General features: G+C 65.3%; 18 protein-coding genes. 8 read left to right on the forward strand and 10 right to left on the reverse strand.

What is annotated here, in order from left to right; translation table 11 throughout:
- Positions 1-38: 38 nt before the first annotated feature.
- Positions 39-794, forward strand: coding sequence for a glucose 1-dehydrogenase (locus BUE16_RS06730; RefSeq protein WP_073307887.1), 756 nt, complete (start codon positions 39-41; stop codon positions 792-794).
- A gap of 71 nt (positions 795-865) precedes the next feature.
- Entirely contained in the window at positions 866-1,303 is a 438-nt protein-coding gene (locus BUE16_RS06735) for a CBS domain-containing protein (protein WP_073307889.1), read from the forward strand.
- Positions 1,304-1,342: 39 nt separating this feature from the next.
- On the opposite strand, the gene gfo6 is transcribed toward BUE16_RS06735, so the two are convergent.
- Together gfo6 and BUE16_RS06745 are read right to left on the reverse strand one after the other, a co-directional pair.
- A complete protein-coding gene (gene gfo6, locus BUE16_RS06740) occupies positions 1,343-2,434 on the reverse strand; it encodes a D-xylose 1-dehydrogenase Gfo6 (protein ID WP_073307891.1) in 1,092 nt (363 codons plus the stop codon).
- Between the two features lie 86 nt (positions 2,435-2,520).
- Positions 2,521-3,456 carry a DMT family transporter gene (locus tag BUE16_RS06745; RefSeq protein WP_073307893.1) on the reverse strand — a complete coding sequence of 312 codons (936 nt, stop codon included), beginning with the start codon at positions 3,454-3,456 and terminating at the stop codon, positions 2,521-2,523.
- 155 nt (positions 3,457-3,611) lie between these two features.
- Between BUE16_RS06745 and BUE16_RS06750 the strand changes: the two genes are divergently transcribed.
- Positions 3,612-4,679 carry an acetamidase/formamidase family protein gene (locus BUE16_RS06750; RefSeq protein WP_234972340.1) on the forward strand — a complete coding sequence of 356 codons (1,068 nt, stop codon included), beginning with the start codon at positions 3,612-3,614 and terminating at the stop codon, positions 4,677-4,679.
- Positions 4,676-5,476 (forward strand): sugar phosphate isomerase/epimerase family protein, encoded by an 801-nt coding sequence (locus BUE16_RS06755; protein WP_073307897.1) that lies wholly within the window; start codon positions 4,676-4,678, stop codon positions 5,474-5,476. The genes BUE16_RS06750 and BUE16_RS06755 overlap by 4 nt, the downstream gene beginning before the upstream one ends.
- Positions 5,477-5,582: 106 nt before the next feature.
- Here BUE16_RS06755 and BUE16_RS06760 read toward each other — a convergent pair whose 3' ends face one another.
- Together BUE16_RS06760 and BUE16_RS06765 are read right to left on the reverse strand one after the other, a co-directional pair.
- Positions 5,583-6,164, reverse strand: coding sequence for a VIT1/CCC1 transporter family protein (locus BUE16_RS06760; protein WP_073307899.1), 582 nt, complete (start codon positions 6,162-6,164; stop codon positions 5,583-5,585).
- Between the two features lie 6 nt (positions 6,165-6,170).
- The gene (locus BUE16_RS06765; RefSeq protein WP_073307901.1) at positions 6,171-6,464 is read right to left on the reverse strand and encodes a DUF211 domain-containing protein; all 294 of its coding nucleotides are present in this window, start codon (positions 6,462-6,464) and stop codon (positions 6,171-6,173) included.
- A gap of 251 nt (positions 6,465-6,715) precedes the next feature.
- Here BUE16_RS06765 and BUE16_RS06770 point away from each other — a divergent pair, with 251 nt between their 5' ends.
- On the forward strand, positions 6,716-7,174 hold the full coding sequence (locus BUE16_RS06770; RefSeq protein WP_073307903.1) for a pyridoxamine 5'-phosphate oxidase family protein: 459 nt from the start codon (positions 6,716-6,718) through the stop codon (positions 7,172-7,174).
- On the forward strand, positions 7,171-7,569 hold the full coding sequence (locus BUE16_RS06775) for a hypothetical protein (RefSeq protein ID WP_073307905.1): 399 nt from the start codon (positions 7,171-7,173) through the stop codon (positions 7,567-7,569). The genes BUE16_RS06770 and BUE16_RS06775 overlap by 4 nt, the downstream gene beginning before the upstream one ends.
- A gap of 557 nt (positions 7,570-8,126) precedes the next feature.
- On the opposite strand, the gene trxA is transcribed toward BUE16_RS06775, so the two are convergent.
- The 4 genes from trxA to BUE16_RS16915 form a co-directional block, all read right to left on the reverse strand.
- Complete coding sequence (gene trxA / locus BUE16_RS06785; RefSeq protein ID WP_073307907.1) at positions 8,127-8,486, reverse strand: thioredoxin; 360 nt, start codon at positions 8,484-8,486, stop codon at positions 8,127-8,129.
- Between the two features lie 158 nt (positions 8,487-8,644).
- On the reverse strand, positions 8,645-9,049 hold the full coding sequence (locus BUE16_RS06790; RefSeq protein WP_073307909.1) for a helix-turn-helix domain-containing protein: 405 nt from the start codon (positions 9,047-9,049) through the stop codon (positions 8,645-8,647).
- A 149-nt stretch (positions 9,050-9,198) separates the two neighbouring features.
- On the reverse strand, positions 9,199-10,236 hold the full coding sequence (locus BUE16_RS06795; protein WP_073308450.1) for a sulfite exporter TauE/SafE family protein: 1,038 nt from the start codon (positions 10,234-10,236) through the stop codon (positions 9,199-9,201).
- Positions 10,236-10,388, reverse strand: a complete 153-nt coding sequence (locus tag BUE16_RS16915) for a DUF7512 family protein (RefSeq protein WP_200778389.1) — start codon at positions 10,386-10,388, stop codon at positions 10,236-10,238. Before BUE16_RS16915 ends, BUE16_RS06795 begins: the two co-directional genes overlap by 1 nt.
- Positions 10,389-10,653: 265 nt before the next feature.
- On the opposite strand from BUE16_RS16915, the gene BUE16_RS06800 reads away from it, so the two are divergent.
- Positions 10,654-11,499: a universal stress protein gene (locus BUE16_RS06800; protein WP_073307911.1), complete on the forward strand. Its 846-nt coding sequence runs from the start codon at positions 10,654-10,656 to the stop codon at positions 11,497-11,499.
- 99 nt (positions 11,500-11,598) lie between these two features.
- Here BUE16_RS06800 and BUE16_RS06805 read toward each other — a convergent pair whose 3' ends face one another.
- The gene (locus BUE16_RS06805; RefSeq protein ID WP_073307913.1) at positions 11,599-12,888 is read right to left on the reverse strand and encodes an MFS transporter; all 1,290 of its coding nucleotides are present in this window, start codon (positions 12,886-12,888) and stop codon (positions 11,599-11,601) included.
- Positions 12,889-12,892: 4 nt separating this feature from the next.
- Positions 12,893-14,005: an MBL fold metallo-hydrolase gene (locus BUE16_RS06810; protein WP_073307915.1), complete on the reverse strand. Its 1,113-nt coding sequence runs from the start codon at positions 14,003-14,005 to the stop codon at positions 12,893-12,895.
- 89 nt (positions 14,006-14,094) lie between these two features.
- Here BUE16_RS06810 and BUE16_RS06815 point away from each other — a divergent pair, with 89 nt between their 5' ends.
- Positions 14,095-14,829: a helix-turn-helix domain-containing protein gene (locus tag BUE16_RS06815; protein ID WP_073307917.1), complete on the forward strand. Its 735-nt coding sequence runs from the start codon at positions 14,095-14,097 to the stop codon at positions 14,827-14,829.
- Positions 14,830-14,835 lie beyond the last annotated feature (6 nt).

Consider the following 14,835-nt stretch of genomic DNA (forward strand, 5'->3'; position numbering starts at 1 on the left):
CCTATTTGTCAATCAGAGGCGATGTGACCGACGGAACAATGAACGGGATCGACGGCGGGGTCGCGGTTGTCACGGGTGCGGCAGCGGGGATCGGGCGGGCGAGCGCGCGTCGGTTCGCGTCGGAGGGCGCGAGCGTGGTCGTCGCGGACATCGACGCGGACGACCTCGCGGAGACCGTGGACCTGATCGAAGCGGACGGGGGCGAGGCCACCGCCGTCGAGACGGACGTGAGCGACGACGACGACGTCGCGGCGCTCGTCGAGTCGACGATCGACACCTACGGCGTACCCGACTTCGCGTGCAACAACGCCGGGATCGAGGGCAGCAGCGCGCCGCTTTCCGACCAGTCGCTCGACGACTACAAGCGGGTGATCGACGTGAATCAGACCGGCGTGTGGAACTGCCTGACCGAGGAACTCGCCGTGATGGCGGACAACGGCGGGGGCGCGATCGTCAACATGTCCTCGATCGCTGGGCTCAGCGCGGCCGGCGGCGGTCCCTACGTCGCGAGCAAACACGGGGTCGTCGGCCTCACGCGCGTCGCCGCCGCCGAGTACGGCCCCGCGGGCGTTCGCGTCAACGCGGTCTGTCCGGGCGTCATCGACACCGAGATGATCGACCGGGCGAGCGAGGAGATGGGCGAGGAGGGGATCGACCAGATCGTCCGAGCGAAGCCGCTGCGTCGGATGGGCGACCCCGACGAGGTGGCCGCCGCCGTCGTGTGGCTCTGTTCGGAGGAGTCGTCGTTCGTCACGGGCCACCCGCTCGTCGTCGACGGCGGGTACGTGGCCTGACCGCGACCGCCGACGGGCACCGGGAACCGATCGAGCGACACAACTGAGTCCCCCCGCCGCGACGATCGCGTATGCTCGTTCGGGACCTCATGACGCGGGAGGTCGTCACCTGCGACGCCGGCGCGACCGTTCACACGGCCGCAGCGCGCATGCTCGACGCCGACATCGGGAGCGTGCTGATCACGAAGGACGGCACCCCGCTGGCGATCCTCACCGAGACGGACGTCCTCCGTGCGGGCGTCATCACCGGCCGGCCGCTCGGCGACGTTCCGGTCGACAAGGCCGCGAGCCATCCGCTGAAGACGATCGGCGCCGACGCCACGGTCAGGTCGGCGGTCGAACAGATGAACGACGGCGGGATCAAGAAGCTCCCCGTCGTCGAGGACACCGAACTCGTCGGGATCGTGACTCACGGCGACATCGTCGCCCACTACAGCGACTTCGTCAAGGAGGCCCACCGACTGGACGCCACCGCCAGCGAGTGGGAGTCCGATAGGGACCGACCGTAGGTCGGCCCGACGGCCGGCCTCCCCGCGGGTCGGAGCCGGCTACGCAGGGAGTCGAACGACCTCTCCGGTCTCGGCCGACTCGTAGATCGCCTCCAGCGCGCGCGAGTCGGTCAGCGCGTGACGCCCGTCGGGGTGCACGGGCGTGTCCGTCAGCAGGTGGTGGCCGAAGTACGCGAACTCCTCCTCCAGTTGGTGGACGGGGTCGACTTCCACGTCCATCCGGACGCCGCCGCGTTCGACCGCCAGTTCGCGCTCCTCGCGCTCGTAGAACGCCGGGTCGAGGACCAGCCGCCCCTCCGTCCCCGTGATCTCTAGGCGGCTCGCGTGGGCCGCGTTCTGGCTGACGGTGCACATCGCCGCGACGCCGTCGGGGAACTCCAGCCGGAAGTCGGCGTGCTCGTCGACGCCTGCGAACGCTTCGTGCTCGGTGCGAGTGGTGCCTGAGACCGCGACCGGGTCGTCGTCGAGGACAAATCGCGTCGTGTTGAGCGGGTAGATGCCGATGTCCATGAGGGCACAGCCACCCGAGAGCTCCGGGTCGAGGCGCCACTGATCCGGGTCTCCGGTGAGTTCGCCGAGCATCGTCTGGGACATCGTCGCGTGCACGTGGGCCGGGTCGCCGACGAAGCCCGCGTCGAGGAGGTCCCGCAACCGCCTGACGACGGGGTCCGTCTGCATCCGGTAGCCGACCATCAGGGGAACACCCGCGTCCTCGCACGCCTCGATTAGGCGCTCGGCACGGTCGGTCGACGCTTCCACAGGCTTCTCGCACAGCACCGCCGTCCCCTGCTCGGCCGCCGCCTCCACGTACGGCAGGTGCGTCGCGTTCGGCGTCGCGACGTACGCCGCGTCGTACTCGTCGGCGACCTCGCCCGCGCAGAACGCCTCGGGGTCGACGCCGGTCAGGTCGGTTCCGGACGCGACCGACTCGATCGCGTCCGGGTCGATGTCGGTGACGACGGTCGCCTCGGTGAACGCCGAGCGCTCGATGCCGGGGAGCGCCCACTCCCTCGTGAACCAGCCGAGGCCGACCAGCGCGATGCGGATCGGGTCGTCGACCGCGGCCGGGTCGAGCGTCTGCCAGTCACGGCGTGCGAAGTCGTCTATGTAGTCGCCGAGTCGCAGATCCATGGTGTCGAGTGGTTTCCGCCGCCCCCGATAAGTCCGCCGGAGACGACGGGAGCGGCGCGCTTCCGGCCCCTCTCGGCCCGAACTGTTCAGTCGGTGGTCGGGGCATCCCGTTCGACCAGGCCCGCGACCTCGGCGCGGATCGCGTGCCGCTTGAGCAGGAGGAAGCCGAGGAAGATGAGCAGGAAGCCGACGCCCGTTGGGGCCGTCGGGACCTCGTCGAGGAGCGCCCACCCCGCCAGCGCCGCGAACACCGGCGCGACGTAGCTCACGAGGTTGATCTCGACTGGCCCGAGCCGGTCAAGCAGCTCAAAGTAGATGAGGAAGCCGACGGCGCTGGCGGCCAGCGAGAGGTACGCGAGCGCGGCAATCGACTCCCGATTGAGGACCACGCTCCCGAGCGACTCGCCGAGCGCGAGCGAGACGGCGTGCATGATCGCCGCGCCGCCGATCATCGACCACGCTTCCATCGTCGCGATCGGGAGGTCGGAGCCGACGCGGCGCGTCAGGACGCTCCCGAGGGCGAACGCCGCCGCGGCGCCGAGGATGAGCAGCTTCGGGATGGTGCCGCCCGCGAGGAGGTTCGACGGATCGAGCTCGGAGAGGACCGCCACGCCGACGAGGGCGAGGACCATGCCGACGATCCCGACCGCCGTCAGCCGCTCGCTCGGGAGCAGCACCCGCGCGAACCCGGTCGTGAGCACCGGGCTGAGGCTCACGACGACTGCCGCGGCCGCGCTCGTCACCCGCGGGTCGAGCTCGCCGACGAACAGCAGCGCGTGATACGCCGCGATGAGCAGTACCGCGCCGATCGCCACCTCGGTCCACTCTGCCCGGTCGCGAGGTAGCGGCACGTCCGTGACGTACAGGGCGTACGCGAGCATCACGACCCCGGCGATGTCGTAGCGAAGCGCAGCGAACAGCACCGGCGGAAAGAACGCCAAGCCCGCCTTGATCGCCATGAACGCCGAACCCCAGATCGCCGCCAGCACGAGAAACAGCCCCAGCGATCGATACCGTGTCACGGTCGGAGTCCGTCGCCGGCGCGTCTGAACCTTTCGTCTCGCGCGTCCGCCTTCCGTCGGTACCGTCGGCACTGCCACTCCTACTCCTACCTATCGCCGCCAGCGGCCCGGGTCACCGGGATCGACTTATGCCGGTGGCGACGACACAGCAACCAGTGACACAGCGCCGCTTCGCCGTCCCCGACGCGCCTGCCCCAGAGTATGAGTTGTCCGCCGACGACGCCGTCCACTACGAGTGGGACGCCGCGATCGATCCCGCGCTCACCGTTGAGCCGGGGAGCGTCGTCCGCTTCGACTGCCGCGACGCCTACGACGGCCAGGTCGACCCGCCTGCGACCGTCGAGCAACTGCTCGCCGTCGACGCGGACGGCCACCCGCTCACCGGCCCCGTCGCCGTCGAGGGGGTCGAGCCGGGCGACACGCTCGCGGTCGACCTGCTCGCGGTCGAGCACCGCGGCTGGGGCGTCACCGCGGTCTCCCCGGGCGAGCGCGAGGGCGGCCTGCTCCCCGAGGAGTTCCGCGAGCCGCACGTCAGGCAGTGGGACCTCGACGCCCGCTGCGACGGGACGCCGGTAGCCACGTTCGCCGACGACGGCGCGCCGGACGTGGCGGTGCCGCTGGCGCCGTTCCCGGGCAACCTCGGCGTCGCTCCCGGCGACGTGGGACCGCACTCGACGATGCCGCCGCGTCGGGTCGGCGGCAACATGGACGTGAAGCACCTGACCGTCGGCTCGCGGCTGTACCTGCCCGTCGAGGCGGCCGGCGCGCTGTTCTCGATCGGCGACTGCCACGCCGCGCAGGGCGACGGTGAGGTGTGTCTCACGGGCATCGAGGCGCCGATGGCCGTCACCGCCCGCCTCGACCTCGTCGACGACACTCCCGGCGGCGACCCCGCCGTCGACGGGCCGCAGTTCGAGACGGACGGCCCGTTCACCCCGACCGGGCGCGACGAACGGATGTACGCGACGACCGGCATCGAGCCGGATCTGATGGACGCGGCGAAGGCCGCGATCAGCGACATGGTCGCCCACCTCCACGAGCAGCGCGGGTTCTCCCGCCCGGACGCGTACGTGCTGTGCTCGGCGGCGGTCGACCTGAAGATCAGTCAGGTCGTCGACGCGCCGAACTGGACCGTCTCGGCGTACCTGCCGGAGTCGGTGCTCTCTGGGGCCGACGACGTGGGAGCGGAATCACCCGCCGGCGACGGGGAGGAACGCGAATGAGCGATTCCGGCCGCGGGAGCCGGTCTCGGTTCGGCTTTCAGTTGTACAGCCTCCGCGATATCGACGACCCCCTCGCCGCGGTCGTCGACCGCGTCGGCGACGCCGGTATCGAGGGGGTGGAGTTCGCGCGGGTGGACGCCGAGGGGGTCGCCGGCGAGGACGCCGACGCCGTCCGTGAGGCGCTCGACGCCGCGAGCGTGTCGGCCGCGGCCGCACACGCCGATATGGAGACGATCGAGGCGGATCCCGCGGGGGTCGCGGCGACGTGCCGGACGCTCGGCTGTGATCGCATTGTCGTCCCGTGGCTCGACCCGGACCACTTCCGGTCTGCTGCGGCGGTTCGGCAGACCGCGGACCGGCTCGCTGCGGCCGCCGACGCCGTGTCCGAACACAGCCTCGACCTCCACTACCACAACCACGATCAAGAGTTCGCCCGCGTCGACGGCGAGTACGTCCTCGATCGCCTGCTGGCGGCGGCCGACGGCGTCTGCTTCGAACTGGACCTCGGATGGGCCGGCGCCGCGGGGGCCGACCCCCTGGCGCTGCTCGCGCGGTACGCCGACCGCGTCGACCTCGTCCACCTCAAAGACTACGACGGCGAGTCGGGGACGACGGCCGCACTCGGGGAGGGCGACCTCGACCTGTCGGCCGTCGCTTGCGCCGCCCGCGAGCACGGCGTGGACTGGGTGATATCCGAGGCCGAGGGCGGCGCGGACACGTACGCGACGCTCGATGCGGCCGCGGAGACCGGCGCGAGGTACTTCAGCGGGTTCGACGGGGTCGACGGCGATCGGTGACTCGGGGCGGCGTCCGAGTCGGACCTGCGGGACCGCGGCGAGCGGCACTCGTTGCACGCCCGGGGCACCTGACCCGTCCGACAGCGTGGGTGTCCGGCGGTGGGCCTCACGCCGGCAACGCGACGTTGATCCCGGCGACGACCACGCCGGCGAGCCCCATTCTGGCGGCGGCGACGTACCACCGTTGATCGGAGATCGAGCCCATGTACGCCCCGAAGGCGCCCAGCACGCAGACCGCGATCGCGACGGAGGCCACTCCGGCCGTCACCATCGTGAACGCGCCCCCCTCGAACACGAACGGCGAGAGCGGGAGGAGGATCCCGATCAGAGGGCCGAGCCCGCTCGCGACGGCGTGCACGACTCGGGTGGTCGACTGTTCACGCTGGATCCGCGTGTCGTCGAGGTCGACGAGCATCGTCGCCTCCAGTCGGCGGATCTCCGCTCGCGTCTCGGCGCGTTCGATCTCCCAGACGCTCCACACCGCCGAGGTCCCCAGCCCGACGGCGGCGCTGAGGCCGATCCGGATGACGACGGTCCCGCTCGGGACCCCGGACAGCACGGCGCCGACGACGATCCCGATCCCGGTCAAGGTCCCGTCGAATCCGTTGGAGACGAAATACCGGCGGGCGATCGCCCGGACGTCGTCGCGCGCGAGCGTCCGTGCGAACCGCGTTCGGAGCGACGACACGGTCGATCAGCCGTCCGACTCCGCCGCGAACGTGTCGGTTGAGGGACCGTCGCCGCAGACCACCTCGTCGACCGAGTGGACCGTCGCCCCGATCCCCTCGACGGCGTCGACGACGGCACCGTAGTCGACATCGACCCCTTCGACGGTCACCTCGATGTTCTGCACGTCGCGGTCGAGTTCGATGAGTCGCGAACTCGCCGAGTCGACCCCCGCTGTTTCGCTCACCCGCTCGGTGAACTCGACGAGCGGCGGCGCGTGTGGTTTCAACACGTCGACGACGACCTTGCGAACTGTTGCCATATCGACGAATTCGTCGGACCGCGTATAACTCATCGGTCGCCGCGGCGTCGGCGCGTCGACATCGCGGCGACCCGTTTGATGACCGCGTGATCGAACAGGGAGATCGGTTATCCCACCGCGGTCGGGAATCCTCGCCCTTCAGGCGGGGGGGAGGATGTCGACGGTCGGTCCGCACGAACGGGCGCGAGTCTCTTCGGGTCCGCCGGGATCCGCCGGCGCGTTTTTTCACGCTCGGTGACGTATCTGCGGGTATGAGCGCTCCAGATGCGGTGACCATGGACGACGCCGAGCGCGACGAATTCCTCGGGAGCGGCGGCGTCGGCGTCCTCTCGCTGGGTTCCGGCGACGGCGGGACCGACGACCCGCCCCACAGCGTCCCCGTCTCCTACGGGTACGACGAGCGCGAGACGACGTTCTACTTCAGGCTGGCCGTCGGCGGCGACAGCCGAAAGCCCCCGCTCGACGACCGCGCCGTCACCTTCGTCAGCTACGACACCGTTGACGGCCGGTGGCACAGCGTCGTCGCGTCTGGCAGCCTCGAACGGACCACCGACGACGACATCTCGACGGAGACGTTGGCCGGGCTCGATAGGGTGGGAATCCCGCTCGTCGACATCTTCGGTCGGCCGACCGCGGACGTGCAATTTAAGTTCTACCGGCTCGTTCCCGACAGCCTCACCGGACGCAAGGAGTCGAGCCCCGACGTGTGAGCCCGTCAGACGGCTCCCGAGTTGAGGACGGCGATACGCCCGGCGCGACGGACGGTGTCGCACCCGGTACGGCGGGCGTGACCGGCGCGGCCTCGCCGTCGCTCCGGCGGGACCTCGGCCGCTTCGAGGTCGTCGTCTACGGCGTCGGACTGATCCTCGGGGCCGGGATCTACGCGATCCTCGGCGCCGCCGCGGGGGTCGCCGGCGAGTCGGTACCGCTGGCGTTCCTGCTCGCCGCGGTCGTCGCCTCCGCGACCAACTACTGGGAATCGACCTCTCGGCGAAGCTCAACGTCGCGTTCACCGCCGCCGAGGATGCCGAGGACCCGACTCGGACCGTCCCCCGCGCGGTCGTGCTCGCCGTTGTCATCCCATCGGCCGCGCCGAGCGCACTAGTTACGACGAAGACGATGTCCTCGAGGCTGTCACCGGCGACATCGAGGACCTGGCCGAGGACGTCCTCGGGTTGGCCGTCGACCACGACCTTCGGACGGCCGTCACTGACCCGGACGACCAAGCCGATCGAATCAGGGAATTATGATGACCACCGAACGCACGAGTGGCGGAATGGACTCCGGCATGGGGTCCGGTATGGACGGGGGGATGGCAGCTGGAGACATGGGTGTGGATGGTGGAATGGTTGCGATCGCCGTCCTGATGCTTGCCAGCGGAGTCATCATGACCGTCCGACGGGATATGGTCAGCACGGAATCGTCTTCGCCTGTTCGGGACGAAGCAGCGAACTGACTTCTATACTCCCGGTTCGGGCTTGTCGGCGGAGCACATCCCTTCTCACACGGATTGCGGCCAACATGAACGACGCACCTACCGGGGACGCCGCTTTCGAAGCCGACAACGGGGAACAGCCACACCGGGTCGGTCCCACATCAGATGCTCGATGCTCAGGACATCGAAAGACTGGGAGGCTGTTACCCAAAATATAGTTTCTCGGTTCACTCGGTGTACCTCCCGATCAGGGAGCGCAGTTGCTCTTCGCCCTGGACCCCGACGATCTCTTCGACCTGCCCACCGTCGGCGAACAGGATCAGAGTCGGGACGCCCCGAACGCCGTATACGCTAGCGAGTTGCTGGTTAGCATCGACGTCGACCTTGGCGACGGCTGCATTAGTCTCCACGGCCAGGTGCTCGACGACCGGCTCGAGCATCTGGCAGGGACCACACCAGTCGGCGTAGAAGTCCGTGAGGACGACATCGTGTTCGGCGACGATCTCATCGAGTTTGGAGTGTCCGTTGATGTGAAGCGGTTCACTCGTGGTAGTGATGCCAGCGTCGCCTGCAGTGTCAGTTGCCATCACCAGTACGTACGCACCGTCGGCAATTAGTAGACTTGTAGAATATACGCAATATTATACAATAGCATCTGCACGCGGCGCTGCAGGTGTCTCTGGATTACTGGAAACCCAGCTCACCAACGAAACGGGTGAGATCTGATACAGAACGAAGAGAAGAGTTAGCTTTCAGCAGCGGGAACAGTATTGTCGGACTGCTCGTACTTGTTTTCGAACTTCTGGATGAGTTGGCCCATCTTCGCGTACCAGTCGTTGAGCATCCGCTGCATGTCGTCGGCGATCTGCGACGGGTCCGTCGGCGAGTAGACGTGGTAGTAGCCGCCCTGCTCGTAGTTGACCTGGTCTTTCTCGATGAAGCCGGTCTGGAGAAGCCGCTGGACCGCACGGTACGCAGTCGACCGTTCACGATCGACAGCCTCGGCGATTTCGTCGACAGTCAACGGCTCCTCGGCATCGACGAGCGCCCGGAAGCACTCCTTGTCGAGTTCTTTGAGACCGTGGAAGCACTCAAGCAGTCCCTCGCACTCCATATCCCGACGGAGTTGTTCAGACATCGAATCTGGCATTGTTATCGCGTATCTGTACGTACTGGGCTGTTAAAAGACTTGTGTATAGAATCCACAATCCTGTACGAACCCGTAGTCAAAACGGAGAGAAACAGAGATCTCGGCCGGATAAAGACTTGTGTGCTACAACGGAACTGCGGGAGGGCTCGTCAGTCAGCGGTGATGGAATCAGTGTCGGCAGACGGCGTCCGAAGCTCCTGGATAGAGCTGTAGACGACCGCACTACTGACGAGGAGTGCTGCACCCATGATGATGACCAGTGCGACGGTGTCAAGAATGGGCATCTCGATGACACCGCCGATTTTGCGCACGGCCACGGCAATCGCTCCCAGCAGGAGCATCACACCGAAGTACACCTTGATTTCATCCTCGTCGACGATACTCGTTGCCGCAGCGCCGATCCGGGCCCCGAGGGCGCTTCCTGCAAGCAACGGTGCGACGATCGCGAGATCGACTGCCCCGTCGAGTGCGTAGAGGAAGCTCCCGATTCCGCCCGAGAACACGATTTCGAACAGGTCGGTCCCGACCGCGACGGGCACGGGGACACCCACGAGGTAGAACAGGGCGGGCATCCGAATGAAACCGCCGCCCACACCGAGGAAGCCGGATAACAGCCCCGTAGCGAACGCGACGGCGAGGATCATCCACAGCGAAACCGTCACGCCGCCGCGAAGCGTCATCATCGGCGGAACCTCGTACGACTGGATCTTCTTCGCGATGTCAGGGATATCTTCCGGATCAAGGTCACCGTCGACGTCGGCGTCGTGACTGATGCCACCGCCGCCATCGTCTTTAAGCGCATTTCGCGTGACGAACAGTCCGATGCCGCCAAGCAGGACGACGTACGCGACGCTGACGACGGTCCCTGCGATACCGAGTGATTCCATCCAATGGAGCCCCTGCTTCCCGACCTCAATGCCAGCTGTAGTGCCAGCGATCATCAGCACCCCGAGTTTGTAATCGACCTGTCCAAGGTCGCGATGCTTCAACGTCGCAATGACTGACGTCCCGAACACGAAGGCAAGCCCAGATGCAACGGCGACACTGGGCTCATACCCCATTACGAGCAGCGCTGGCGTAACGAGGAACGACCCACCCATTCCGAAAAACCCGAACAGGAGGCCGATGAGCAGGCCGAACCCGGTAAACATCACGAGTAGTGATGCAGCGATACCGAAAATCTCCATCACTGATCACCTCGAATTGCGGCAATGAGCTTCGAGCCGACGAGCTTTTCGAGTGCTCCATACCCGACATAGAGCACAATTGCCTCCAGTAGCACGATTCCGATGACGGTCGCTGCTTGTCCCCATCCGCCCAGCGATTCAACACCGATCATTGTACGCCACCTCTTCTATGACAGTTAGACTTATCCGCTTCATACTTTTCTGTGCAATTCTACGTAGCCGACCGGGGTACAAAACGGTTTTGGGACTATCGCACAATACTATATTCGGGTAACCACGAGGGGAGTTCCGATAACTTAGAGAGAACATATACACCAAGACATCTCTAAAAATCAACCGGTCTAATTCAGGCTACCACCACAGACAGCGCCACCTGTTGAGCAAAACCATGTTGTCGGCACACGACTAATACCCGATATGAGGGCCCTGTGCGCGACTGACCTATCGGCTGCAAGCGAGGCCGCAATAGAGAACGAAACCTGCCTCGAGTGTCTGGGACGCATCGGCGTCGAGACGATCCATCTCGTGACCGTCGTCCCGGCGAACGTTCACTCCGGCATGCCCGGTGTGAACTTCGAGGGGCGACGCCAACAGGCGCTCGACCAGTATCGAACGGTTATCGAGTCCGCCGGGTTCGACGTCGAGGCCCACGTCGTCCGAGGGACACCCTATCGTCGGATCAACGGTATTGCCGAGACCATCCACGCCGACCTCGTGGTCGTCGGCTCACGGGGACAGAGCCCGCTCGAAAATCGTGTCATCGGCTCGACCGCCCGAAATCTTGCGCGGACGACCGTCGTTCCATTGCTGGTCAACCGCATCGAACGGGCGACCGACGAACCAGAGGTTCTCCGAGAACACCTCTTCCAGCGTGTGCTCTTCGCGACAGACTTCTCCGAACACGCCGACCGAGCGTTCACTGCCTTCTCCTATCTCCATCACGCAACCGAGGAAGCCACGCTTGTTCACGTTCGGTCGCCGAAGGACGAGGGGCTCGACGTCGATATCAGCCCTCAGGAGCAGTTGGCCGAGCACGCGAACACGCTGGAAAGCTGGGGCATCAAGACACGGATCGAGGTCCTGCAGGGCGATCCCGCCGACGAAATCCTCGCCGTCGAAGCAGACGTACAGCCGTCGACGATCCTCGTCGGGTCGAAAGGACGAAGCCGTATCCGGCGGCTTCTGTTGGGCAGCGTTTCAGAGGAGATCGTCGCACGGGCGACGGGGAACGTTTTCCTCGTTCCGCCACCCCGGGCAGTCTGAGAGAAAGACACCAGAGTCGTGATATCGCTGAATGTCGGCAGACCCAGTCGCTTCTCGGATCGCGTGTGGAGCCCACGGGAGGGGACCGACACTGAGTAGTCAGTCTTCGGTGACGCCCTCCACCGTTCCAACTGTCGCAGGTGCAGGAGGCTCGTGCGTACCGAACTCGGGATGAGTCTCCTCCATCCAGACGTACACCACTGCACCTGACGCGAACATCAGGCCGGCAGTCACGTAGAACGCGGCCGCCGCATTCACGAACTCCATCGAGAGTCCGATCAGGACCGCGCCGACTGCGTAGCCAGAGTCCCGCCACATCCGGTAGACGCCCATCCCCGCCGAGCGCCACGTCGGGTGGGCCGCATCGCTCGGGACTGTCATCAGGTTCGGGTAGAGCAGCGCCATGCCCAGCCCGGAGACGCCAGCCAGCACGGCCCACGCGATGTAGCTATCGACGAGCACCATCCCAAGGACGCCCGCGCCAGCGAGGAACATCCCCGCGATGACTGGCGGGCGGCGACCGATGCGGTCCGCGAGCCCACCGGTCGCGATCTGGAGGAAGTACATCGCGCTGTGAACACCGACGACGACCCCGACCGCTGCGATGCCCAGCCCCTGGCTCGTCAGGTACAGCGGGACGGCAATCCAGAATAACGTGTCGACGAAGTTCTCGATGTGACCGGCCTGTGCCGCGGCGAACAGCGTCCGGTCGCCGTAGGTTGCCCGCTTCAGGACCTCGTTGAACGGCAGGTTCGCGTCGTGGTGGTCGTCATCCCCCTCAGCTTGGGCGTACTGGACGGTCTCCTTAATCAAGAAGATCGAGATGAGGAACGCCAGCACGACGACGACAGCCAGGAAGTAGAACGGCTCCGGCCGGAGGCTCCACTGACCGGCGATAACGCCTGTGATCCAGGCCCCGACGGCAACGCCGGTGTAGCCGAACGCCTCGTCGATGCCGACCGCGAGGCCACGCTGGTCTGTGCTCGCGAGGTCGATCTTCGCGTTGATCGCCATACTCCACGTCAACGCTTGGTTGATACCCAGCAGGATGTTCCCGACGGTGATCCAGCCCCAACTCGGAGCGAAGATGAGGATAATCGGCAGGGGGAGTGCCGTTGCCCACCCTGCGACGAGTACTGGCTTGCGGCCGTACTCCTCACCCCATTTGCCGGCGTAGAGATTGAGGATCGACTTTACGATCCCGAACGAGACGACAAACGAGCCGATAACCAGGAACGACTCAACGCCGAGTACCTCTTCGCCAAGGACAGGGACGACGGTCCGTTCAGACCCAATGGTCAGGCCCGTGGCGAACACCAGCAGGACGTGGAGTGAGAACTGTCCGAGGTGCTCGCGGATTCCTTGTTTGATTTCAGCTCCCGTACTCATGGATTCATTCAGCAGCGCAGTTGTTGGGGCCCAGTTCCAACTCGGCCAGTTCGTCGGTAGGGACCGATTCCTGTCCGACGTTCGTCCGCTTGACGCGCTCGAAGTTCGGCGGGTGATCCGGGATGTCAGCTGCGAGTTCGCGGACGAACTCCTCTCGGTCGCGGCCGAGGTCGTCGTTCCGTTCCTTGACCTCCGCAAGGGTCGCGGTCACCGGCGGTTCAGGGGAGCCAGGATCGTGTGCTGGCAGGACCAGCGCGTCGTCTGGACGGTCCAGTAATCGCTGGAGGCTCTCGTAGAGCGTCGCCGCGTTCTGTTTTAGCTCGGAGTCTTCGATCCCGGCTTCGACACCGAGTTCCACGCGACCGACGCTGTCATGGAACAGCGTGTCGCCAGTCAGAAGCGCCGCACCCTTGACATCGAAGGAGACGCTTCCCTCGCTGTGGCCGGGCGTGTGGACGACCTCCATGTCGAGACTGCCGACTGAGACGGTCTCCCCATCCTCGACTGGCGTCGCGTCGAGTGCGAGCGCATCTTTCTGGTGGAGATAGTATGGAACGTTGTGGCGGGCAGCGAGGTCTGCCGCCCCTGAAACGTGGTCCGCGTGAGCGTGTGTGTCGAAGACGCCGACAATCTCGGCGTCGTACTCGTCGAGGATCGCCTCGTATTCGTCGAGATAGTGTGACGGGTCGAAGACGGCTGCTTCACCATCTGAAACGAGAACGTGCGAGAGGCAGCCCTTCCCCGGGCGTGCGACCTGAATGAGCGTGCCATCGAGATCAGCGGGCACTTGCGCGTGGCGGTGGACACGGCTCCAGCCGTTCATCCCATCGGTGAGCGTCACAGCATCGTAGTCCAGCTCCTGGAGGACTTCTGTCGCGGTTTGAGAGACGACACCAGCGGCACAGACAGTGACGATTCGCTCGTCACGGGGAAGGTCTGAGAGGGCTTCCTTGGCTTGTTCAGGGTCGTCTGTTAATTGGTCGTAGACATCGACGTTGGTGCTGCCCGGGATATGCCAGTCCTCGAAATCCGCTTCGTGGCGAATGTCGAGGACGAGCGGCTCGTCATCACCATTTCGCAATTGTTCGCTGAGTTCTTCCGGCGTGATCTCCTGCATCAGTATTCCTGAATAGAAGGTATATTTGCATATAGGTGCTGCCGGACATGACCGGCACCGTTAATTTTGACCAGTCCAAATTTGGTCGTATGAGCCTGTACGAGGCCTCGATACGGGTCAAACACGAATGCCCGTACCGACGTATCTCGGAGCGATACCCCGATCTGACGATACGCGAGTGGCCGTTGAGCGACTGCCAAGTGCTCGAAATCACGACGGAGACGACGCCGACCGACGAGCTACTCGACGAGATCAACGAGATCGGCACCGTACTGTACGAATCGGCGGACGACAACGGGTATCACGTAGTCACTCAGTCCTGTCTGTGCTCGCTCGAAGACTCCGTCATCGACCGCTTCGAGGAGCACAACTGCCTATACCAGTCACCGACGATCTACCGCCAGGGCTGGGAGCACTACACGGTCGTCGCGTTCGACGGCGAGGACGTGCGCGAACTGCTCGAATCGCTTCGTTCCGACAGAGAGATCGAACTCCTCTCGAAGACGTCTATCTCGGAGACACAGATTCCGCATAGTATGTTGGCGCCGGCGAATCAGTTGTTCGAAGACATCACTGACCGGCAGCTAGCCGCACTCCAGTTTGCCCTCGAACGTGGCTACTACGAACAACCCCGAAAGACCTCCCTTCGTGACCTCGCCGAACAAACTGCCGTCGCTCGCTCGACGTACGAAGAACACCTCCGGAAGGCAGAAAACAAACTGCTCACGAATGCAGGCCAGTTCCTGCGGCTGGTCACCGCAACCTCAACGGCCGATCCACTGGGCGTCGAGAGCGGTCGAGGAACCGAACAGGCCGCGGACTAACACCGT

Source organism: Halobaculum gomorrense, from assembly GCF_900129775.1.
GTDB lineage: Archaea > Halobacteriota > Halobacteria > Halobacteriales > Haloferacaceae > Halobaculum > Halobaculum gomorrense.